The 19,662-nt window shown below is 68.2% G+C and carries 23 protein-coding genes and 2 tRNA genes; 7 read left to right on the top strand and 18 right to left on the bottom strand.

Annotation, left to right across the window (positions count from 1 at the left end; genetic code table 11):
• Positions 1-69: 69 nt before the first annotated feature.
• Together ACNI14_RS12020 and ACNI14_RS12015 are read left to right on the top strand one after the other, a co-directional pair.
• Positions 70-315, top strand: a complete 246-nt coding sequence (locus ACNI14_RS12020; RefSeq protein ID WP_420520282.1) for an acyl carrier protein — start codon at positions 70-72, stop codon at positions 313-315.
• 38 nt (positions 316-353) lie between these two features.
• Entirely contained in the window at positions 354-1,586 is a 1,233-nt protein-coding gene (locus ACNI14_RS12015; RefSeq protein WP_420520281.1) for a beta-ketoacyl-[acyl-carrier-protein] synthase family protein, read from the top strand.
• A gap of 116 nt (positions 1,587-1,702) precedes the next feature.
• Here ACNI14_RS12015 and ACNI14_RS12010 read toward each other — a convergent pair whose 3' ends face one another.
• A complete protein-coding gene (locus ACNI14_RS12010; protein ID WP_420520280.1) occupies positions 1,703-2,083 on the bottom strand; it encodes a nuclear transport factor 2 family protein in 381 nt (126 codons plus the stop codon).
• The gene (locus ACNI14_RS12005; protein WP_420520279.1) at positions 2,076-2,573 is read right to left on the bottom strand and encodes a DUF3145 domain-containing protein; all 498 of its coding nucleotides are present in this window, start codon (positions 2,571-2,573) and stop codon (positions 2,076-2,078) included. Before ACNI14_RS12005 ends, ACNI14_RS12010 begins: the two co-directional genes overlap by 8 nt.
• Before the next feature lie 139 nt (positions 2,574-2,712).
• Between ACNI14_RS12005 and ACNI14_RS12000 the strand changes: the two genes are divergently transcribed.
• Positions 2,713-3,375 carry an NAD(P)H-hydrate epimerase gene (locus tag ACNI14_RS12000; RefSeq protein ID WP_420520278.1) on the top strand — a complete coding sequence of 221 codons (663 nt, stop codon included), beginning with the start codon at positions 2,713-2,715 and terminating at the stop codon, positions 3,373-3,375.
• Positions 3,376-3,382: 7 nt separating this feature from the next.
• Here the strand turns inward: ACNI14_RS12000 and def are convergent, their stop codons facing one another.
• Complete coding sequence (gene def / locus ACNI14_RS11995) at positions 3,383-3,877, bottom strand: peptide deformylase (protein WP_420520277.1); 495 nt, start codon at positions 3,875-3,877, stop codon at positions 3,383-3,385.
• A 90-nt stretch (positions 3,878-3,967) separates the two neighbouring features.
• Between def and ACNI14_RS11990 the strand changes: the two genes are divergently transcribed.
• On the top strand, positions 3,968-4,828 hold the full coding sequence (locus ACNI14_RS11990; protein ID WP_420520276.1) for an NAD(P)H-hydrate dehydratase: 861 nt from the start codon (positions 3,968-3,970) through the stop codon (positions 4,826-4,828).
• Between the two features lie 72 nt (positions 4,829-4,900).
• Positions 4,901-5,107 carry a CsbD family protein gene (locus tag ACNI14_RS11985; RefSeq protein ID WP_420520275.1) on the top strand — a complete coding sequence of 69 codons (207 nt, stop codon included), beginning with the start codon at positions 4,901-4,903 and terminating at the stop codon, positions 5,105-5,107.
• A 114-nt stretch (positions 5,108-5,221) separates the two neighbouring features.
• On the opposite strand, the gene ACNI14_RS11980 is transcribed toward ACNI14_RS11985, so the two are convergent.
• The 4 genes from ACNI14_RS11980 to ACNI14_RS11965 form a co-directional block, all read right to left on the bottom strand.
• The gene (locus ACNI14_RS11980; RefSeq protein WP_420520274.1) at positions 5,222-5,920 is read right to left on the bottom strand and encodes a hypothetical protein; all 699 of its coding nucleotides are present in this window, start codon (positions 5,918-5,920) and stop codon (positions 5,222-5,224) included.
• Between the two features lie 67 nt (positions 5,921-5,987).
• Positions 5,988-7,502: a glycerol kinase GlpK gene (gene glpK, locus ACNI14_RS11975; RefSeq protein WP_420520273.1), complete on the bottom strand. Its 1,515-nt coding sequence runs from the start codon at positions 7,500-7,502 to the stop codon at positions 5,988-5,990.
• Between the two features lie 57 nt (positions 7,503-7,559).
• Positions 7,560-8,258 (bottom strand): MIP/aquaporin family protein, encoded by a 699-nt coding sequence (locus tag ACNI14_RS11970; RefSeq protein WP_420520340.1) that lies wholly within the window; start codon positions 8,256-8,258, stop codon positions 7,560-7,562.
• 105 nt (positions 8,259-8,363) lie between these two features.
• Positions 8,364-10,121, bottom strand: coding sequence for a glycerol-3-phosphate dehydrogenase/oxidase (locus tag ACNI14_RS11965; protein ID WP_420520272.1), 1,758 nt, complete (start codon positions 10,119-10,121; stop codon positions 8,364-8,366).
• Positions 10,122-10,268: 147 nt separating this feature from the next.
• Here ACNI14_RS11965 and ACNI14_RS11960 point away from each other — a divergent pair, with 147 nt between their 5' ends.
• Entirely contained in the window at positions 10,269-11,237 is a 969-nt protein-coding gene (locus ACNI14_RS11960) for a sugar-binding transcriptional regulator (RefSeq protein ID WP_420520271.1), read from the top strand.
• 16 nt (positions 11,238-11,253) lie between these two features.
• Here the strand turns inward: ACNI14_RS11960 and ACNI14_RS11955 are convergent, their stop codons facing one another.
• From ACNI14_RS11955 to ACNI14_RS11930, 6 genes are all read right to left on the bottom strand, one after another.
• The gene (locus ACNI14_RS11955; RefSeq protein ID WP_420520270.1) at positions 11,254-11,742 is read right to left on the bottom strand and encodes a hypothetical protein; all 489 of its coding nucleotides are present in this window, start codon (positions 11,740-11,742) and stop codon (positions 11,254-11,256) included.
• On the bottom strand, positions 11,739-12,968 hold the full coding sequence (locus ACNI14_RS11950; RefSeq protein ID WP_420520269.1) for a TFIIB-type zinc ribbon-containing protein: 1,230 nt from the start codon (positions 12,966-12,968) through the stop codon (positions 11,739-11,741). The genes ACNI14_RS11955 and ACNI14_RS11950 overlap by 4 nt, the downstream gene beginning before the upstream one ends.
• A 21-nt stretch (positions 12,969-12,989) precedes the next feature.
• Positions 12,990-14,192, bottom strand: a complete 1,203-nt coding sequence (locus ACNI14_RS11945) for an SPFH domain-containing protein (RefSeq protein ID WP_420520268.1) — start codon at positions 14,190-14,192, stop codon at positions 12,990-12,992.
• Between the two features lie 100 nt (positions 14,193-14,292).
• A complete protein-coding gene (locus tag ACNI14_RS11940; RefSeq protein WP_420520267.1) occupies positions 14,293-14,850 on the bottom strand; it encodes a hypothetical protein in 558 nt (185 codons plus the stop codon).
• Positions 14,851-14,914: 64 nt separating this feature from the next.
• Positions 14,915-15,217 (bottom strand): DUF1905 domain-containing protein, encoded by a 303-nt coding sequence (locus ACNI14_RS11935; RefSeq protein ID WP_420520266.1) that lies wholly within the window; start codon positions 15,215-15,217, stop codon positions 14,915-14,917.
• Between the two features lie 28 nt (positions 15,218-15,245).
• Positions 15,246-15,319, bottom strand: a tRNA-Ile gene (locus tag ACNI14_RS11930).
• A gap of 106 nt (positions 15,320-15,425) precedes the next feature.
• On the opposite strand from ACNI14_RS11930, the gene ACNI14_RS11925 reads away from it, so the two are divergent.
• Positions 15,426-15,501, top strand: a tRNA-Asn gene (locus tag ACNI14_RS11925).
• A 47-nt stretch (positions 15,502-15,548) separates the two neighbouring features.
• Here ACNI14_RS11925 and ACNI14_RS11920 read toward each other — a convergent pair.
• The 5 genes from ACNI14_RS11920 to phnD form a co-directional block, all read right to left on the bottom strand.
• Positions 15,549-15,989, bottom strand: a complete 441-nt coding sequence (locus tag ACNI14_RS11920; protein ID WP_420520265.1) for a VOC family protein — start codon at positions 15,987-15,989, stop codon at positions 15,549-15,551.
• A 30-nt stretch (positions 15,990-16,019) separates the two neighbouring features.
• Positions 16,020-16,928 (bottom strand): phosphonate ABC transporter, permease protein PhnE, encoded by a 909-nt coding sequence (phnE, locus tag ACNI14_RS11915; protein WP_420520264.1) that lies wholly within the window; start codon positions 16,926-16,928, stop codon positions 16,020-16,022.
• On the bottom strand, positions 16,925-17,722 hold the full coding sequence (gene phnE / locus ACNI14_RS11910) for a phosphonate ABC transporter, permease protein PhnE (protein ID WP_420520263.1): 798 nt from the start codon (positions 17,720-17,722) through the stop codon (positions 16,925-16,927). The genes phnE (ACNI14_RS11915) and phnE (ACNI14_RS11910) overlap by 4 nt, the downstream gene beginning before the upstream one ends.
• Positions 17,719-18,489, bottom strand: coding sequence for a phosphonate ABC transporter ATP-binding protein (gene phnC, locus ACNI14_RS11905; RefSeq protein WP_420520262.1), 771 nt, complete (start codon positions 18,487-18,489; stop codon positions 17,719-17,721). The genes phnE (ACNI14_RS11910) and phnC overlap by 4 nt, the downstream gene beginning before the upstream one ends.
• A 76-nt stretch (positions 18,490-18,565) precedes the next feature.
• Positions 18,566-19,597 carry a phosphate/phosphite/phosphonate ABC transporter substrate-binding protein gene (gene phnD, locus ACNI14_RS11900; RefSeq protein WP_420520261.1) on the bottom strand — a complete coding sequence of 344 codons (1,032 nt, stop codon included), beginning with the start codon at positions 19,595-19,597 and terminating at the stop codon, positions 18,566-18,568.
• Positions 19,598-19,662: the final 65 nt, after the last annotated feature.

Here is a 19,662-nt window from a genome sequence, read left to right as displayed (position 1 = left end):
ACCGAACTAGGCTTCTCACCGTTCCATACGAACCCGATGCGAACGCATCACCACCACAAGGAGAGACACATGGCAGACAAGAATGAGATTCTCGAAGGACTCGCTGAGATCGTCGCCGAGGAGACCGGCCTCGACACGGCCGAGGTCCAGCTCGACAAGTCCTTCACGGATGACCTCGACATCGACTCGCTGTCGATGATGACGATCGTCACCCTCGCTGAGGAGAAGTTCGACGTGCGCATCCCGGACGAGAAGGTCAAGGACCTCACCACCGTCGGCGACGCCGTCGACTTCATCGCCGCCGCGCAGGGCTGACACACCCCCACATCCCCGATCCCCTCTGGAGCAACACCATGACTGTCGTCGTCACTGGACTCGGAGCGACCTCGCCTCTCGGCGGGGACGTCGCCACGACCTGGGAGGGCGCTCTCGCCGGCAGGTCCGGCGTGCGCACCCTCGACAACGACTGGGCGGAGACGTACGGCATGGCCGTCAACTTCGCCGGTCAGCTGGCGGTGTCGCCCCTCGAGGTGCTGTCGCGGCCCGAAGCCAAGCGCATGGACCCGAGCGCCCAGATGGCGATCGTGGCGACGCGCGAGGCGTGGGCCCACGCCGGATCGCCCGAGGTTGACCCCGAGCGCCTGGGCGCCGTGGTCTCCTCGGGCATCGGCGGCGTGTGGACGCTGCTGAGCGCCTGGGACACGATGAAGGAGAAGGGCGCCGCGCGTGTGCTCCCCCTCACCGTGCCCATGCTCATGCCGAACTCCCCCACCGCGTACGTGTCGCTCGAGCTCAAGGCGCGCGCAGGCTCGCACTCGCCGGTGTCGGCGTGCGCCTCCGGCGCCGAGGCGATCGGCATGGGGTTCGAGATGATCGAGTCCGGTCGCGCGGACATCGTGGTCGCCGGCGGCACCGAGGCCGCGATCCACCCGCTGCCCATCAGCGCCTTCGCCGCGATGGCCGCGCTGTCCAAGCGCAACGACGATCCCGCGGGCGCTTCCAGGCCCTACGACACCTCCCGAGACGGGTTCGTGCTCGGCGAGGGATCAGGCGTCGTGGTGCTCGAGTCCGAGGCGCACGCCAAGGCCCGTGGAGCGCACATCTACGCGCGGGTACTGGGTGTGGGCATGACGTCCGACGGCCACCACATCGCCGCCCCCGAGCCGGACGGCACGGGGCAGACGCGCGCCATGGAGCTCAGCCTCCAGCGAGCCGGCTTGTCCACCACCGACGTGGCGCACGTCAACGCTCACGCCACCTCGACCCCCGTCGGGGACATGATCGAGGCACGTGGCATTCGCGCCCTGCTCGGTTCGCACGCGGACCAGGTGGCGCTCAGCGCGACCAAGTCGATGACGGGCCACCTGCTCGGCGGCGCCGGCGCACTCGAGTCGGTGTTCACCATCAAGGCCCTCGAGACGCGCACCGCTCCCCCCACCATCAACGTGACGTCTCCCGACCCGGAGCTCGAACTCGACCTGGTGCGGGACACGCCGCGCGAGCTCCCCGAGGGCCAGCTCGCCGCGATCAACAACTCGTTCGGGTTCGGTGGCCACAACGTGGCGCTGGTGTTCGGCTCCGCCTAACTCGATCGCGCGAACCGTCTCGAACATTCTGGCGTCAGGGGCGCCGTTGAGTGGCTCCAATCGGGGCCAGCGGGCGGAGTGTCGAGGCCATCGATGTTCGGGACGGACCGGCGGCGCTAGATGTGTGTGGGCGTCGCCTGGTGAAACCGCAGCCGCCAGCGGCCGTCGTTGACCCACACCGACGTGCGGTGCGCCTCGCCACGAGAGGCCCTGGTCGGCACCGACGTATAGCGCACGAGCGCCACGTCTTCGCAGATCGCCACCGCGGAGAAGCCGGTCAGCGGCAGATCGACGTCGATCTCCGTCTCCTTCAGCGCCAGAATCTCGTCTCGTGAGTAGGTGCGGCCCGAGCGGCCCACCTCAGTGAACTCCGCAGCGAGCACCGCGTCCATGAAGCGCGGGTCGAATCGCGTCTCGGCCCGCCACATGGCCTCTTCCATCGCCTGGAGAGTGAGGACTTCTTCGTGAGCGAGTTCCTGCATCGCGTGGTCAGCCAACGCGGTGCAGCCAACGCACGGGCGCGCCCGAACCGGCGTAGCGGAAGGGCTCGAGCTCCTCGTCCCACGCAGCGCCGAGCGCCAGGTCCATCGCGCGCTTGAACTCCGCGACGGACGCACCGGCCTCGAGCACCGCGCGAATGCGGTCCTCGGGCACCACGATGTTGCCGTGCACGTCGGTGACGGCGTGGAAGATGCCAAGCGATGGGGTGTGCGACCAGCGACCGCCGTCCGAGCCGAAGGACGGGTCCTCGGTCACCTCGTAGCGCACGTGCTCCCAACCGCGCAGAGCCGATGCCAGGCGCGCTCCTGTGCCGGGGGTGCCCTGCCAGGCGACCTCGGCCCGGTACAGAGAGGAGCCGGCAGGTTGATCCGTCCATTCGAACGAGGCGCGCGCGCCCAGCACAGACTGGGCGGCCCACTCGATGTGCGGGCACATCGCGCGTGTCGCCGAATGCACGAAAAGGACACCTCGGGTGATCGCAGCCATGACCCATCCTTCCTAGTGAGGTACGTCTTCCCCTACGACCTCGAAGGACAACCCGGCTGCACCAGGTGTGTGCTCCTATGGTGCCTCATGTGCGCCGATAACTCCAGCGGCCGCGCACGGCATGTGGAACCCTGGACTCATGCCCGGCCCCACGACCTCTTCCCACGTGATGACGGCGCAGCAGGTCCGCGACGCGGAGCGCGAGGCAATGCGCACCGTCACCGAGCCAGTGCTCATGGCCCGGGCGGCCGATGCGGTCGCGGCTGAGTGCGAGTCCCTCCTGGCGCAGCGGTTCGGACGCACGCACGGATCCCGGGTGGTCGTGCTCGCAGGCAGTGGCAACAACGGCGGCGACGCGCTGCTCGCGGGCGCCCGACTGCACTATCGGGGCGCGGACACCACCGCCATCCTCGTGGCATCGCAGGCGCACGACATGGGGCGCGGCGAATGCGAGGCGGCGGGAGCACGTGTGCTCGAGGTGAGCGCGAGCGATGACGCGGCCGCGCTGCGCGCCATCGAGGAGGCGGACCTGGTGATCGACGGCATCGTGGGCGTGGGAGCGAACCCTGGACTGCGGCCCCCCGCCGATGCGCTGGTCGCCTCGATCCCCGCGAGCGCGGTGGTGGTCGCGGTGGACCTGCCCAGCGGGCTCGACGTCGACTCGGGTGCCGCGGACGCGCCGCACGTGCGAGCCGATGTGACCGTCACCTTCACCGCGCCCAAGCCGTGCCTGGTCGAGCAGCCAGCGGCCGCATCGGCCGGGCGCGTGGTCGTGGCCCAGGTGGGCGTGCCCCGCCGCTGACTCCCCGCTAGCCCTCGAGGGACTCGCGGAGTTCGCGCATGGCGCGCTTGCGGACGTCCCGCGCCAGCCGATCGAGGTAGAGCTTGCCGTCGAGGTGGTCCACCTCGTGGTTGATGAGGCGGGCCCAGATCTCCTCGCCCTCGATCACGACCTCCGCGCCGTCCAGGTCCGTGCCCACGGCCTTGGAGTAGGACGGACGCTCGCACGGGTACCAGAGGCCAGGCACTGACAGGCAGCCCTCGTCGCCGAGCTCCTGCAGGTCGCTGCTGCGCTCCACGATCTCCGGGTTGAGGATGTACCCCACCTCGCCGTCGATGTTCCACGAGAACGCCCGCAGGCCGACGCCGATCTGGTTCGCCGCCAGGCCTGCACGGCCCTCGTGGTCGACGGTCTCGAGGAGGCCCTCGACCAGTGTGCGGACGCGGTCGTCGATCTCGGTGATGGGATCGCACACGGTGCGCAGGACGGGGTCTCCGGTCACCCGGATGTCACGCATAGCCATGCCGCGCATTCTCTCACGCGCGCGGCGCGCGCCGGGAGTCGCGCCGGGCATGCGACGCGCGCGCGGCGCACCATGTGCCAGTCTGGATGGGTGAGCACTCCTCGTGAATGGGGCGCGTACCAGGTCCGCGAATGCTGGCCTGTGCCCGGCGCCGATGCGGACAAGTACTCTCGCGGCGTCGTGGGCCTGGTAGCCGGGTCGGATGCGTATCCAGGGGCGGCCGTGCTGGTCGCCTCGGGCGCGGCACGGGCTGGAGCCGGCATGATTCGCTACGTCGGCCCCCGACGCGCGCAGGACCTGGTGCTCGCGCACCGCCCCGAATGCGTGGTCCACGATCCCGGCGACGCTGCCGAATCCCTTCCGCGTGCGCAGGCCTGGGTGGTGGGGCCTGGCGTCGCCGACCACCCGGAGCAGGATGCGGCGATCGGCGCCGTGATGGCCTCGGGGCTGCCGATGGTCGTGGATGCGGGGGCCCTGGAGGCCGTCGCACGGTCACGCGCATCGGGCTCGCGGGAGGCCCCAGCGGACCGCGTGCTGCTCACCCCTCACGCGGAGGAACTGATGCGCACGCTCGGTGCGCTGCGCCACGATGCGACGGTCATGGACATCGCCGCCGACCGTGCCGGCCACGCGCGCCTGCTGGCGGAGACTGCGCGCGCGACCGTGCTGCTCAAGGGGGCGCGAACCATCGTCGCCTCGCCCGGAGGCGCGGTGGTGGAGCTTCCGAGCGCGCCCCCGTGGCTGGCGACCGCGGGCAGCGGCGACGTGCTGGCCGGGATCGCCGGAACGCTCCTCGCCTCAGGGCTGTCGGCGGCCGATGCGGGGGCGAGCTCCGCGTGGGTGCACGCGCGGGCGGCGGAGACAGCGACTCCCGGTGGCCCGGTCACGGCTCTCGACGTGGCGGCCGCGCTTCCAGCCGCGGTCGCGGCGCTGCTGTCCGGCTCTCGCTGAGGCGGAATAGCCGGAACGTCAACGGCTGTTGACGCTTGAGAGGGACCCCTACGACGGGCAAGGAGAACCGACATGAGTGGAACCGACCGATTGAGCAACGCAGCCGAGGACGCCAAGGGCAAGGTCAAGGAAGGCACCGGCAAGGCGACGGACAACGAGCAGCTCGAGGCCGAGGGCAAGACGGACCAGGGCAAGGCTGCCGCCAAGGACAAGGTGGAGGACGGCAAGGACGCTGTCGCGGAGAAGTACAACGACGCGACCGACCGCAACCAGGACTGATACTCACCGAGCCGACTGACGGCCGAAGCGGCGGGGGCCTTTGCCCCCCGCCGCTTCGGTGTGTATGAGCCATGTGTGCATGAGCCGTGTGTGCATGAGCCGTGAGGAACTCCCTCAGGGGCGCACGCGCGTCGCCTTGAGCCCGTACCGGTGCAACAGCTCCTCCATCAGGGGCGACGGCTCCCCACTCACGCTCAGGTGCTCGGAGCCGAAACGATCCGCCCCGGCATCGGGCGTGGCCCACACCGACCACCCCGGCGCATGGGGCGTGATCGATCCGATATGGATGTCGGTGCGCGCCACGCCCCCACCGCGCCAGTAGATCGTGGTGCGGTCGATGTTGACCATCGACCGGTCGCCCTTCACGCCCCAGCTCGTGCACTCGACGCTGTTGCTCGCGCCGGCCGGGATCTCCGAGTCCTCCCAGTAGCTCGTCTGCCAGTCCTCGTCGATCTCGACGTTCTCGCTGCCGATCTCGATCGCGAAGTCCGGCAGCGCGCGACGGAGCACGCGTTCCCACTCGCTGATGCCGATGGTCGTGGCGAGTTGGCCGCGGACCTCGACCCCGGCATCGGCCTCACGCAACAGGACCAGCCCTCGAACGATGTCCAGCCGCGTCGCCAGCAGGCGGCCGCAGTCGACGTGACGGCGGCACAGCCACGCTGCCTCCGGCGCCTCCCCCGAGGGCGTGACCTCGTAGCCGTCGCTCCACTGCTCATGCCACGAGAGGTCAGACTCGCGCGGGAGGAAGTCCACCAGCGCGCCGGCCTCAGTCACGTCCGCCCCGCAGACGCCGCATCGAGGTGTGCTCATGTCGCCAGGCTAGATCCCCGCACCGACACGCGCCCGGCGGCGGCGCTGCGACGCCCTCGGGGCTCGCTCAGCTGACGTCGTCGTCGACCCAGTCCATGGTCTTGGTGACCGCCTTCTTCCAATTGCGCATCAGGCGCGAACGCTCGTCATCGTCGAGGTCCGGACGCCACCGCTTGTCCTCGTCCCAGTTGTCGATGACGTCCTGCTCACCGTCCCAATACCCCACGGCGATGCCCGCCGCGTAGGCCGCGCCGAGCGCCGTCGTCTCGGCGACCTTGGGGCGCACCACCTCGACGTCGAGGATGTCCGCCTGGAACTGCATGAGTACCTCGTTCACCACCATGCCGCCGTCGACCTTGAGCTCGGTGAGCTCCACGCCGGAGTCCGCGCGCATCGCGTCGAGCACCTCCGCAGTCTGGTACGCCGTCGCCTCAAGAGCCGCTCGCGCGATGTGCCCGGCTGTGACGTAGCGGGTGAGGCCGACCAGGGCTCCCCTGGCGTCCGACCGCCAGTACGGAGCGAACAGCCCCGAGAACGCCGGTACGAAGTACGCTCCACCGTTGTCGTCGACCTCGGCCGCGAGCTTCTCGATCTCCGCGGCGGACTTGATGAGACCCACGTTGTCGCGCAACCACTGCACCAGCGAACCGGTCACGGCGATGGAACCTTCGAGAGCGTAGATCGCGGGCTTGTCGCCGATCTTGTAGCAGACCGTGGTCAGCAGCCCGTTCTTGGATGGCACCAGCTCCTCACCGGTGTTCATCAGCATGAAGTTGCCGGTGCCGTACGTGTTCTTCGCCATCCCGATCTCGAAGCACGCCTGACCGAAGGTCGCCGCCTGCTGGTCCCCCAGGATGCCCGCGATCGGCACCTCGGGCAGCAGGCCTCCCCGCCTGCCCTCCCCGTAGACCTCGGCTGAGGACCGGATCTCCGGCAGCATCGAGAGTGGGATGCCCATGTCGGCCGCGATGGACTCGTCCCAGGACAGGGTCGTGAGATCCATCAGCATGGTGCGGGAGGCGTTCGTCACGTCGGTGACATGGACCCCGCCCTTCTTGCCGCCGGTCATGTTCCAGAGCACCCACGTGTCGATGGTCCCCATGAGCAGGTCGCCGGCTTCCGCCTTCTCCCGCGCGCCGTCGACGTTCTCGAGGATCCACATGACCTTGGGGCCCGCGAAGTAGGTCGCGAGGGGCAGGCCCACGCGCTCCTTGTACTTGTCGGCGCCCTCGTCGCCGCCGAGCTTGTCGATGATCTTCTGAGTGCGCGTGTCCTGCCACACGATGGCGTTGTACACGGCCTTCCCGGTGGTCTTGTCCCACACCACAGCGGTCTCGCGCTGGTTGGTGATGCCCACCGCCTTGATGTTGTCGTGCGTGAGGTCGGCCTTGGTGAGCGCGAGACCCACCACCTCCCGCACGTTGGTCCAGATCTCGTGAGGGTCGTGCTCGACCCATCCCGCTTGGGGGAAGATCTGCTCGTGCTCCTTCTGACCGCTCGAGACGATCGAGCCCGAGTGGTCGAAGACGATCGCGCGCGAACTCGTGGTGCCCTGGTCGATCGCCAGAATGTAGTCGCTCATGGTGCTGTCCTTATCTCTAGAGGTATGGTGCGCGGTCGCGGCGTCGCCGCAGGCCCGCTAGTAGATCGCGCCGGCGAGCAGACCGCCGGCCACGCCGCCGATGAGCGGTCCCACGATGGGAACCCAGGAGTAGCTCCAATCGGAACCGCCCTTGCCCTTGATGGGCAGCAGTGCGTGTGCGATGCGTGGCCCGAGGTCGCGGGCCGGGTTGATGGCATAGCCGGTGGGTCCGCCAAGACTCGCGCCGATGCCGGTCACCAGCAGGGCGGCGGCGAGCGGGCCCAGGTCACCCGGCCAGTTGCCGAAGCTCAGCACCACGAACACCAGCACGAAGGTGCCGATCACCTCGGTGACGGTGTTCCACCCGTACGAGCGAATCGCCGGACCCGTCGAGAAGATGGCGAGCTTCGCCCCTGAGTCGGGGGTCTCGTCGAAGTGCTTCTTGTAGGCCAGGTAGACCACCACGGCGCCGAGGAAGGCACCGACGAGCTGGGCGCCGACGTAGGCGACGAAGTTGCCGGCGCTGACCTCGATGCCGGGACCGAACTCCTCGGCCCCGGAGGCCCAGATGCCGGCCGTCACGGCGGGGTTGATGTGGCCTCCCGAGGAGAAGGCCACGAAGACGCCCGAGAACACCGCGAGGCCCCATCCGAAGTTGATGAGCAGCCAGCCACCGTCGATGCCCTTGGACTTGGCGAGGAGGACGTTCGCCACCACGCCGCCTCCGAGGAGGATGAGCATGCCTGTACCGAGCATCTCGGAGAGGAAGATTTCAGACACGGGGACTTCCTTTCGTTCACGTCATTGTGAGAAGGGGGGGGCGACCAACGTCGCCGAGTGATGCCTGCACGGGCATCGCGGCTAATGGGAGCTGTCGTCTGCCTCCGATCCGGCCAGCGCGAGCATCGGCGCGATGTCCGATGCGATGGACCGCGCGGCGATCGCCTCGCTGTCGCTCGGCTCGCGGGCGGCGGCCGCATCGGCTTCCACACGAGCCCGATACGACGCGATCTCACGTTCGACTCGCTCCTCGTCCCACCCGTGAACGGCGGCGATGATCGCGGCGATCTCCGGCACTGCCGCCAGGCCCCCGTCCTCGACCTCGTACACCAAGCGCGTGCGGTGCATCATCACGTCCTCGAGGTGAATCACCTGCTCGTGCGTGGCCGCGAAGTGGATCTCGGCGCGCAGGTACGCGGGCGCGTGCTCGAGCGGCAGCGCCAGGTCCTCCTGCGCGCTCACCGCGTCGAGAAGCTGGGAAATGCCCGAGCCGTACCGGTGCGTGAGGTGGTCGAACGTCGCACGTGTCCATCCGTACCGCGCGCTGAGCGCGGGTCCCTGACGCTTCACGGCCTTGAGTCCCTCGGCGCCCCACAGTGGGATCCGGTCGGTGATCGACGGGAGGGCCTTGGCTCGCGAACCCAACGCGAAGTCCACGGCATCCTTCGCCATCACCCGGTACGTCGTGAGCTTGCCGCCCGCTATCACCGTCATCCCGGGTGCCGGCGACGCGACCGTGTGCTCGCGCGAGACCTTTGCCGACGACGTCCCATCCTTGGTTCCAGGCTGCAGCAGCGGCCGCAGGCCCGCCCACGTGCCGATCACGTCATCGTGCGTGAGCGGACGGGCCAACACAGCGTTGGCGTGCTCGAGCACATAGTCGATGTCGGTACGGGTCGCCACAGGGTGGGTGGGGTCGAAGTCGTACGGAGTGTCCGTGGTGCCAATGATCCAATACCGCGACCACGGAATGACGAACAGCACCGACTTCTCCGTCTGGAGGATGAGCCCCACGTCGCCCCGGATGGCTTCGCGCGGAACGACGATGTGCACGCCCTTCGAGGCGAGCACCTTGAGTCCGCCCTCGGACTGCGCGAGCGACTCAGTCTCCTCGGTCCACACTCCCGTGGCGTTGATGACATGGCGAGCCTTGATCGTGTGGCGCGTTCCCGTCTCGAGATCCTCGACGACGGCGCCCGTGACGGCTCCCACCGACGAGTGCGTGAGGGAGACGACCTGCGTGCGGTTGGCCGCGAGAGCGCCGTATGAGGCCGCGGTGCGGACGAGTGTGAGCACGAGCCTCGCGTCATCGACGGATGCGTCCCAGTAGCGGATCCCGCCGATCGCCGCGTCATGGCGCAGGTCAGGGAACTGCTCGCTCATGCCGGTGCGGCTGAGGTGGCGATGGACCGGAAGGGCACGACGCCTGCGGCCGTTCACCGAGGCGAGGGTGTCGTAGAGGGCGACGCCCGCACCCACGTACGCGCGTTCCCACACCCGGTTCTCGAGCGGATACAGGAAGGACACGGGCTCGACCAGGTGGGGCGCCAGCTCGGTGATGAGCAGGTCCCGCTCGGTCAGCGCCTCGCGCACCAGGTGGAAGTCGAGCATCTGCAGGTAGCGCAGCCCGCCATGCACCAGCTTCGAGGACCGCGAGGATGTGCCGGAGGCCCAATCCTGCGCCTCGACGATGCCGGTGCGGAGGCCGCGTGTCGCGGCATCCAGCGCGACGCCGGCGCCGGTGACGCCGCCGCCGATCACGAGCACGTCGAGCCCGTTCTCGTCGCTCATCGACTCGAGGTCGGCGATTCTGCTCTCCGGGGTGAGGGTGCTTCTCATGTGCGATTCGTCTCCATTCGTCACCTTCATGAGAACCTAGGGTGAACGAATGAGCAACCGGTGTGCACATACGTGCAGCCACGGGAGGCGGCTATGGGAACTCGTGACAAGTCGGGCAGCGCCGGAATAGGCACGCGGGACGATCTGATGAGAGAGGCCGCCCGGCTGTACTACCTCGAGGACGAGACGATGGAGGCCGTGGCGCGGCGCATGGGCCAATCTCGATCGACGGTGTCGCGCATGCTGAAGGCCGCGCGTGACACGGGAATCGTGCGAATCCAGGTGCGGGACGCCGACACCACGAGCGGCATCGCGCAGGACATCATGGAGCGCTTCGCGATCCGCGCCCATGTGGTGCGTGTGCAGGAGCCGCTCGGCGACGCGGAGCGCCTTGACCGAGTGGCCCGGTTCGCGGCGATGACGCTGCCCGACTGGTTCCACGACGGGATGACGCTCGGCGTCGCCTGGGGAACCACGGTGTCAGGGATCATCGCGCACCTGGCCAACCACCCTCTGGAGAGCGCCACGGTGGTGCAGCTCAATGGATCGGTGTCGCCCAGCACCACCGGGCTCGCCTTCGGAGCCGAGCAGATGAGCGCGATCGCACGGTCCTTCAACGCCAAGCTGATGCCGTTTCCCGTGCCGGCGTTCTTCGACTTCCCGCGCACGCGCGAGATGATGTGGCAGGAACGCTCCGTGCGCCAGGTGCTCGATTCACAGGCGCGCGCCGACGTCGCGCTGTTCGGCGTGGGGTCGATCCACTCCCCCATGCCGTCGCACGTCTACGCGTCGGGCTATCTCGACGAGGCCGATCGGCGGGCACTCGCGACCCATGCGGTCGTCGGCGACGTGTGCACCGTGTTCATGCGCGCCGACGGCTCATGGCGCGATATCGCCATCAACATGCGCGCCAGCGGGCCCACGCCGCTCGAGCTGCGCAGGATTCCGTGCCGCATCGCGGTGGTCGCGGCACCGGCCAAGGCGACCGCGCTGCTGGCGGCGCTTCGCGCGAAGACCATCACCGAGCTCATTCTCGATTCCGGCACCGCTCAGTCACTGCTGCGTCAGGCAGACCGCGGGATGTCGCCGGCGCTCAAGCACCGGGGGCTGGGATAGCACGGGTGCCCGCGCGTCACTGGTCTGTGCGACCGGGGTCCTCTCGCACGGGCAGCTGGGTCTCTCGCGGCCCTTCCGCCACGCGGGGCGTCTGCTCGGCACGTTCCCCTTGGGCAGTGCGCGGCTCCTGGGCGAGGCGCGGCTCCTGCGCCTCGCGCGCCTCTTGAGCCTGACGCGCCGTCTCCACCTCCTCGACGGCGACGTGCCCGGCTCGCTGCAGGGGATCGTCGTCGTTGCGGCCCGTGATCTCTCGGTTGCGCTGTCGCTTGTGCTCGCGCACGAAGGTGTCCCAGCGCCGGAGGTTGCTGCGGACCGCAGACGTGGTGGTCTCGAACTCGTAGCGCTTGTCCTGATTGCGGTAGCGCTTGTACATCGTGCGGTACAGGAACCAGCCGACGACGAACGGCAGGATCAGCAGCGCGATTCCGATCCAGCCGGCGCCATCGCCGTCGCTCGAACTCGCCAGAGTGAGCCCGGACGCTGTCAGGAAGAGGTCCATCATCATGCCCCCGATGCCATCGCGATGATCGCGAGCGGCCACGAGATCGCGGCGGTGACGCCTGACACGGCGAGGGTCACGCCCCATAGCCGCCGCTTGTTGACAGGCACGCTGCCCATGCAGGCTCCGCTGCGGCCATTGACGGCGATGTAGTGCACCATCACCTGGCCGTCGTCCATCTTCTGGGCGTAGCTGTATAGCCAGACGGGCAGGAACACTGAGGCCCACCGGCTGCCGTGGACGGTCAGCTGCTCGTGGGTCCACCGCACGCCGCGGTCGTAGCCGGTGATGTCGTCGCGGATCGACTCGCGGGCCATGGTGAGGAACTGGGTGTGCGCGCGCGATGCCACGTCGTCGATGTTGAGGTCACGCTTCTCGGCCGAGAACTCGCCCAGGTAGTTGCTGTCGAAGGCCACCATCTCCTTGACGTCGTATGGCAGCAGCGAGTTGATGATGTTGTTCGTGTTGGCCCGGTTGTCGATGTTCGAGCGGGAGGCCGAGGACTCGACGATGAGATCGTCGATGTGAAGGTCGAAATCGCGCACCACGTCGAACACGTTCGCGTCGTAGTACGTCGTCGAGCTGTTCTTGCCGGTCTTGACGCTGTAGCGGCGCGTGAGCACCTCGCCCTGGCCGTGGAACCGCGCCCCGACGTTGCCGTCGACGGTCATGTACGGCATGTACACGCCCATCACGTTCTCGGGGGTGAACTCTTCCTTGAACTTCTTGAGCGCAAAGAACTGGCGCTTGTCCACGAACGCCGCGATGCGCCTGACGGCCTCGTCCTTGGAGATGCTGAACGGCAGCACGCCATCGGGCACTGCGCCGTTCGGGATCTTGTCGTTGATCGACAGGATCGACCGGCACCAGTGGCAGCGGGACTCGAGAGAGTGTGCGGTGTCCACCACCACCTCTGAGCCGCATCCCGTGCACTTGATCGTGACCAGGGTGTCGTCGCTGGTGATGTCGGCGGCGCCGGAGGTGTAGACGCGGCCTGACAGCTCATCGATGCCCTCGCCGAGGCCGTGAGTGTCCTCGAGCCGGCTGCCCACCCACTCGTAGCGGCAGAACTGGCAGATCAGGCTGAGCGTGTTTCCCTTGCGGGTGATCTCCGTTGATCCGCACTGCGGGCAGTCGTCATGCCCATGCGCCTTGCCCGTCGTCGTGTCGATGATTGTCGCATCGGGCACCTGCTCCGCGGGCACGCCATTGGCATCGTTGCTCTGTGTCACTGGTCGCTCCCCCGCGGCCCGCTACAGCCCCAGCGCCTTGCGCTTGAGAGCGTCGAAGTCCTCCTGGTTGATGAGGCCCTCGTCGAGCATCGCCTTGGCCTCACGGATCTTGTCCGCCGGGCTCGGCTCGGCCGGCTCTGCGGCCTGAGCCTGCTGCGCCACCCCCTGCTGTGGCGCCTGCTGCTGGCCCGGCTGGTTCTGCATCAGGCCCCCGACGGACCCTCCCGCGGCGTTCATGCCCATGCCCATGAAGGCCAGGCCCTCGCCGCCGCCGTTCTCGCCCGCGGACTGGATGCCGCGCGCGGCCGACTGACGCAGGAACGAGTCGCCGCGACCTCCCGAGAGAGCATCGGCCTTCTGGACGTCCTCGAGCAGAGTCGCGGTGGGCGTGTCGTACTCGATGGCGAGCAGGACGGCCGCATGAATCGTGATGCCGCGCTGCTCGGTCCAGTGGTAGTGCTCCTCGACCACGCTCGAGAGCGTCTTGGCGAACCCGAGAGCGTCACCCTGGATCTGCGAGATGCGGTTGCCGCGCTCGCCGTCGTTCGTGTAGCGCGAGAAGGCCGCGGACAGCGACCCCACCACCTCGTTGAACAGCTGCTCGGACACCGGGTTGTTGACCTCCGTGAGGTCGAAGATGCCGGCATTGGCCGTGATGTACGACGCGGGAACGATGCTCTTCACGAACAGGATCGGGTCCACGACCTTCAAGGTGTACGAGCCGCGGGTCACGGCGCCGGCCTGCGTGTTGAGGTAGTGATCGTCCCAGTAGATGGGCCCCTGAGTGCCGAACCGGTTGTTCGGAATCTCCTTGAGGTTCACGTAGAACGCCAGGTGCTGGACCCCTGGCTGGCCACCGTACTTGAAGCGCTCCCACGAGCTCTCCACCGTGGAGGACAGGAAGCTTCCCCCGGTGAACACCGACTTCGCCTGCTGGTCATCGTCGGAGAAGATGTAGGCGCCGGCCTCAGCGACGAACGTCGTGATGCGTCCGTCATGGAACGTCAGCAGGCCATAGCCCTCGGGGACGACGATCTTCGAGCCGTTGGTGATGATGTTCTCGGAGTGGCGGACGTTGGAGCCGCGCCCCGCGTTCTGACCCTTCAGGACGGCGGGAAACACCACCGCCGTCGCCGGAACGTTGTCCGGCGGTATAAGGAAGTCGATCCACTGGTCGGCGAGCGTCCCTGAGATCGCTCCTGCGGCGGCCTGAATGAAGCCCATGCGTGCCCCTCCTCGCTGTGTGGCGGGACCAGGCTATCGCACGGCCCGTCGGCCCGCGCGGGACGGCGTGTCCACTCCCCTCAACGGCGCGTCCGCCCTGCTAACCGAGGAAGACGTAGAAGGTGAAGACCACCACCGCGATGACCGCGATGACCATCAGCACGATCACCGCCGACCTCAGCGCGGCGTAGCGATCGAGAGCGGGCAGCAGCGCCCTCGTCGCTCCGGCGGACACCACGGCCGGCACCAGCACCAGCACCAGGGCTGCCACGGTGGCGGCCCACGCGTCCTCCTGCCCCACGGCGATGAACACCACCGGCGCCACGGCGAGCACGGCGCCCATCACCGCGAACACCACGGCGGCCTTGCCGATCGGCATGTCGCGGGTGCGCGCGAAGACGATCCGGCCGATGGTGTGGGTGATGGCGGCTATGCCCACCAGCACCACGAGGATGTTGACCGTCGCGATCGAACCCAGCGTCGGGTCCTCCACCGTCGGCGTGCTCTGGGCGTCGGTGAGCGAGCCGAACAGCTGGACGCCGGGGCCCCACATGATCGCCCACACCAGGACGTGGATGGGGATCCCGGCGGCCGTGGCGAGCCACGCGGCGCGGGTGCTGCCGCCGTAGGGCCTGGTCTCAGTCGTGTCGTCGCTCATCTGTCCACCCTAGGTCGGTTCCGTCCGTGCCACCACAACCGCTGGCCCATCGCCCGGGCGTCGATCACGTCTGCACAAGTGCGATGTGCACATTCACTGCGCTGCCGACCACGATGCGCTCGGCAGTCCGAACAGGGGCCTTCAGCGGCAGGATGTACGAGCCATGCTCGGTCGAGGGGAACATCGAGGTCTCCCACGTAGTGGCGCCGATCGTGACCCGCACCCGCACGGCGCCGAAACCTCGGCCCCGACCGGACTGGAGCGACTCGACCTCGTCCGCGATGCCCTCCGGAACGGTGACGAACACCCATTGCGCGCCGTTGCCGGTCCACCGCCACGGCTCTGCGTCGAAGTCGTAAGCGCTCATGGCGACACAGTATTGCCGGGGTGCGACGTGGGCCAGGCGGGGCTCGAACCCGCGACCGACGGATTATGAGTCCGCTGCTCTAACCGGCTGAGCTACTGGCCCTGAGCCGCCCCGAGGGCGGCCGCGCGCCAGTCTATCCGTGACCCGCGCATCGGCCCTCCGGGTGGCGTGACGGGGTGACGGGATCATGTAAACTCGCTGACTGCGATCCTCCATAGCTCAATTGGCAGAGCAGCCGACTGTTAATCGGCAGGTTGTTGGTTCGAGTCCAACTGGAGGAGCCACCTCGAGGCCGGTCCGCAAGCGCGGGCCGGCCTTTCGCATGTCCGGATCAGGCCGCCGGGGAATCGTCCGGGATCGTCACCGACCCGTCGTCCTCCAGGTCCCAGAACGGGTTGACCGCGAGCTCCCACACGTGTCCATCGGGATCTGCGACGTAGCCGCTGTAGCCGCCCCAGAGCGCCTTCGCCGGGCGCTTGAGCATGCGGGCGCCGGCGCTCAGCGCGGCGTGGAACCGCTCGTCGACCTCCGCGTCGGTGTGAAAGTTCTGGGCCAGCGCGACCGCTCCGGTGCCGAGCTCCGACACCGGTCGCCCCTGGTCGTCGGCGAGGGCCGCCGTCGGGAACAGTGCGAGCACCAGACCGTTCAGCTGAAAGAACACCACCTCGTCGGAGCCCTCGCGCTCGACCCAGCCCCACGCGCCATAGAACCGGCGCGCCCGCTCGAGCTCGCCGACGCCGAGCGTGACCACCGACACCCGTTGACGGGCCATGTCTCCCCCTCGAGATCTCTGAGAGGCAGATTACAACGAGGCCTCGGCCTTCTCCTTGGACGTGGTCGAGCCCGCGGATCCGGCGATGATGCGGTGGCGGATGGCGCCCGAGATCGAGTCCACGGCGATGGTCACCAGAATGATGACCACGAGCGTGATGCCGATCTGGTCCCAGTCCCGCTTGCTGAACAGCTGGCTCAGCAGCTGACCGATTCCTCCGGCGCCGATGATGCCGAGCACCGCCGAGGCGCGAATGTTGACCTCGAACCGGTAGAGCCAGAACGCGAGCACTTCGGGCAGCACCTGCGTCCAGTAACCCCATCGCAGGATCGCCCACCGGGACGCACCGGACGCCTGCCCCGCCTCGACGGGACCGGGGTCGATGCCCTCGAGTGCTTCCGCTGTGAGCTTGCCCAGCGTGCCTACCGCACCCACGCCCAGGGCGATCGCGCCCGCCACGGGCCCGAACCCGAAGATCGGCAGCATGATGACGATGACGAACACCAGCTCGGGCACGGCACGGATCGCATTGAGGATCACTCGCGTGATCTGAACCGTGATGGGCCCGGCGACGTTGCGGGCGGCGAGGAACCCGAACGGGATCGAGATGACGGCGCCGAGCATGGTGCCGACCCACGCCATGTAGACCGACTCCATCATCTTCTCGAAGGCGAGCACCCAGTACTCGTTGTAGGGCTCGGACAACGGGTTCTGCAGCAGCCCCTCGCCCATGAGCCTGAAGTAGCGCGCACCGTCAGTGAAGATGCCGGTGATGTGACTCCAGCGCGCGTTCGACAGGAACGCGCCGCCCGCGAAGATCACGGCGAGCGCGATCCAGGCCACGGTGGAGCGGGTCTTGGACGGCTGCTTGGGGCGTGGCGTGCGCGCGAGCGGGCCGCGCGAGGCGTTCCCGGGCGCCTGCCCGTGCTCGGCGCTCACACGAACCTCCGTCGCAGGTACTGAGACAGCTGGTCGATCAACAGCACGATCACGAAGATCGCGACCATCACCGCGGACACGTTCTCGTAGTTGAAGCGCGAGAACTGCACGTTGATCACCGATCCGATGCCGCCACCGCCCGCGATGCCGATGACCACAGACGCGCGGATGTTCAGCTCGAAGATGTAGAGGCAGTACGAGAGATAGTTGGGCATGATCTGCGGCAGCACCGCCCAGCGCGCGCGGGAGAACGTGCCCGATCCGCCGGCATCGGCCGCCTCGAGGGGCCCGCTGTCGACCGCATCGATCGTCTCTGCGGTGAGCTTGGCGGCGATGCCGATGTTGAACATGATGAGCGCGAGGATCCCCGCCAGAGAGCCGGTCCCGACCAGCGCCACGAAGATCAGCACATAGGCGACGTCCGGCAGCGACCGGATCACGGCCGTCGCGGTCTTCACCACTCGGTACATGGCGCCGCTGCGGTTGGTGAGGCGGGACGCGCCGAAGGCGAAGATCAGCCCCGCGAGCACGCCGACGGCGGTCGCCACGACCGCGATCGCGATGGTCTCGACCCAGGCGTCCCACACGCGCCACACGAAGGGCCAGTTGGGGTTGAGGAACTGGCTGATGATCTCCCAGCCGTTCGCGAAGTTCCGCCACAGCGGCGCGAGTGTGAAGTCGATCTCCAGCGCCGCCCAGACCGTGAAGGCGGCCGCGAGGATCAGCCCCGCGATGACGCCAGGAGACGGCGGCGGCTTGCGCGGTCGGGTGGTTTCGGCCGATGCGACGCTCATGCCTGCCCGGAGAGTGCGTCGTCGGCGGTCAGCGAGCGGCCGTAGATGTCCTCGAACACGGAGTCGTCCGCGTCCTTGCCGGAGCCGTCGAACACGACCTTGCCGTCCCGCATGCCGATCACGCGTTCACCGAACTGGCGCGCCATGTCGAGGAAGTGCAGGTTGACCAAGGTGGTGATGCCGAGGTCGCGGTTGATGCGCTGCAGGTCCTTCATGACCCGCTGGGCAGTCGGCGGGTCGAGTGAGGCGATGGGCTCGTCCGCCAGCATCACCGTGGGGTCCTGGGCAAGGGCGCGCGCGATGGCGACTCGCTGCTGCTGCCCGCCGGAGAGCTGCGAGGCACGGGTCCATGCCTTCTCCACAATTCCTACACGCTCGAGCGCCTGGAACGCGAGCTCCTTCTCCTCCTTGGTCCATGCGCCGAACATCGACCGGTAGGCGGGGATCGAGTGGAGCTGGCCCATCATCACGTTGTTCATGACGGTGGTGCGCTTCACGAGGTTGAAGGACTGGAAGATCATGCCGATGCGGGAGCGGATCGCACGCAGCTCACGCTTCGAGGCGCCGGAGACCTCCATGTCGTCGATCGTCAGCGAGCCCGACGTCACCGGCACGAGGCCGTTGATGGCGCGAATGAGGGTCGACTTGCCGGCGCCCGACAGGCCGACCACCACGACGAACTGGCCGTCCGGGATCTCGAGATCCACACCGTCGAGGCCCACCACGCCGTTCGGGTAGCGCACCGTCACATTGCTGAGTCTGATCATTTTTTCACTGTTCCATAGAACGGTCCGCGGTGGCCGCCCCAGACGGGGCGACCACCGCGGAGAGTGCAGGTCCGGTTTACTCGCCGAAGGTCTCTTCGACCGGACGCACCGTGTTGTCGAAGGCATCCTGGTTCGCCGGGTCGAGACCGTCGATCTCGTAGACCGCGGCGAGCGCCGCGGCACCGTCCTCGGTCTCGGCGATCGCCATGAGGCCATCCGTGATCATCTGCTGTGCCTCGTCGCTCAGGTCACCGGAGACCACCACGCCGTCGTTCGGGATGTTCGAGGTGTACGCGAATACCACCACCTGCTCACCGACGTCCGGGAACTCCTCCGCGAGGGCGGTGCGGGCGTCGTTGAAGGAGATGCCGATCGTGGCGTCGCCGTCGTAGACGGCCTGGACGGCCTGCGGGTGGCCGCCTGCGAACTGGGTGTTCGTCAGGTCGACCAGCGGGTCGATGCCCAGAATGTCGGCGAGCTGCGTGGCCGGGAAGTAGTAGCCCGACGCGGAGCTCTCGTCCACGAACGCGATGTCGGTCGACGGGTCGATCTCGGCGAGCGCGTCAGCGCCGGCCGGGCCAGAGCCACCGGTGGCACCGTTGCAGTACGAGTAGTTGACGCCGTCCTCGTCCGCCTCGGTCGTCACGTCATCCATGCAGTAGGTGTCGGGGTCATTGGTGAGCCACTGGCCCACGTACTCCGACGAGCCGTAGCGCACGGCCTGCAGGACGATCTCCGCGCCGGCCTCGTTCTCGGCCTGCACCATCGCGATGGGGCCGAGGAAGCCGATGTCGGCCTGACCGGTCTGCAATGCGACGACCACGGCCGAGTAGGAGTCGGGGACGAAGACCTCGACGGGGATGCCGAGCTCGTCGGACAGCGATGACGCGAGCGCCTCGCCGTCGGTCGTGATCTGGTCGACCTCGTCTGACGGGACCAGGGCGAGCGTGAGCGAGTCGGGAAGGCCCTCGCCCTCCATCGCGTCGGCGGTGGCCTCCGCAGTAGGCGACATCTCGTCGCTGGGCTCCGCGCTTGCGTCGTCGTCGCTGCCGCTTGCGCAGCCCGCGAGCGTCAGGGCGAACGCGCCCATCAGGGCGGTCGTAGCCATGGGGTTGAACTTGATTCTCACAGTCGCACCTTTCGGTTCTTCGAGGCGCCGGCGCCGGGTGGCGT

This window comes from Demequina pilifera (assembly GCF_048814985.1).
Lineage (GTDB): Bacteria > Actinomycetota > Actinomycetes > Actinomycetales > Demequinaceae > Demequina.
Note: the sequence above shows the minus strand (reverse complement) of the source record. Positions and strands in the feature narration are given on the sequence as shown.

Excerpts from the sequence above, each read along its gene's own strand:
- ACNI14_RS12020 (WP_420520282.1), top strand. The coding sequence starts at position 70 with ATGGCAGACAAGAATGAGATTCTCGAAGGACTCGCTGAGATCGTCGCC.
- ACNI14_RS12015 (WP_420520281.1), top strand. The coding sequence starts at position 354 with ATGACTGTCGTCGTCACTGGACTCGGAGCGACCTCGCCTCTCGGCGGG.
- ACNI14_RS12005 (WP_420520279.1), bottom strand. The coding sequence starts at position 2,573 with ATGGCTGCGATCACCCGAGGTGTCCTTTTCGTGCATTCGGCGACACGC.
- ACNI14_RS12000 (WP_420520278.1), top strand. The coding sequence starts at position 2,713 with ATGCCCGGCCCCACGACCTCTTCCCACGTGATGACGGCGCAGCAGGTC.
- def (WP_420520277.1), bottom strand. The coding sequence starts at position 3,877 with ATGGCTATGCGTGACATCCGGGTGACCGGAGACCCCGTCCTGCGCACC.
- ACNI14_RS11985 (WP_420520275.1), top strand. The coding sequence starts at position 4,901 with ATGAGTGGAACCGACCGATTGAGCAACGCAGCCGAGGACGCCAAGGGC.
- ACNI14_RS11980 (WP_420520274.1), bottom strand. The coding sequence starts at position 5,920 with ATGAGCACACCTCGATGCGGCGTCTGCGGGGCGGACGTGACTGAGGCC.
- glpK (WP_420520273.1), bottom strand. The coding sequence starts at position 7,502 with ATGAGCGACTACATTCTGGCGATCGACCAGGGCACCACGAGTTCGCGC.
- ACNI14_RS11970 (WP_420520340.1), bottom strand. The coding sequence starts at position 8,258 with ATGCTCGGTACAGGCATGCTCATCCTCCTCGGAGGCGGCGTGGTGGCG.
- ACNI14_RS11965 (WP_420520272.1), bottom strand. The coding sequence starts at position 10,121 with ATGAGAAGCACCCTCACCCCGGAGAGCAGAATCGCCGACCTCGAGTCG.
- ACNI14_RS11960 (WP_420520271.1), top strand. The coding sequence starts at position 10,269 with ATGAGAGAGGCCGCCCGGCTGTACTACCTCGAGGACGAGACGATGGAG.
- ACNI14_RS11955 (WP_420520270.1), bottom strand. The coding sequence starts at position 11,742 with ATGATGATGGACCTCTTCCTGACAGCGTCCGGGCTCACTCTGGCGAGT.
- ACNI14_RS11945 (WP_420520268.1), bottom strand. The coding sequence starts at position 14,192 with ATGGGCTTCATTCAGGCCGCCGCAGGAGCGATCTCAGGGACGCTCGCC.
- ACNI14_RS11940 (WP_420520267.1), bottom strand. The coding sequence starts at position 14,850 with ATGAGCGACGACACGACTGAGACCAGGCCCTACGGCGGCAGCACCCGC.
- ACNI14_RS11935 (WP_420520266.1), bottom strand. The coding sequence starts at position 15,217 with ATGAGCGCTTACGACTTCGACGCAGAGCCGTGGCGGTGGACCGGCAAC.
- ACNI14_RS11920 (WP_420520265.1), bottom strand. The coding sequence starts at position 15,989 with ATGGCCCGTCAACGGGTGTCGGTGGTCACGCTCGGCGTCGGCGAGCTC.
- phnE (WP_420520263.1), bottom strand. The coding sequence starts at position 17,722 with ATGAGCGTCGCATCGGCCGAAACCACCCGACCGCGCAAGCCGCCGCCG.
- phnC (WP_420520262.1), bottom strand. The coding sequence starts at position 18,489 with ATGATCAGACTCAGCAATGTGACGGTGCGCTACCCGAACGGCGTGGTG.
- phnD (WP_420520261.1), bottom strand. The coding sequence starts at position 19,597 with ATGGCTACGACCGCCCTGATGGGCGCGTTCGCCCTGACGCTCGCGGGC.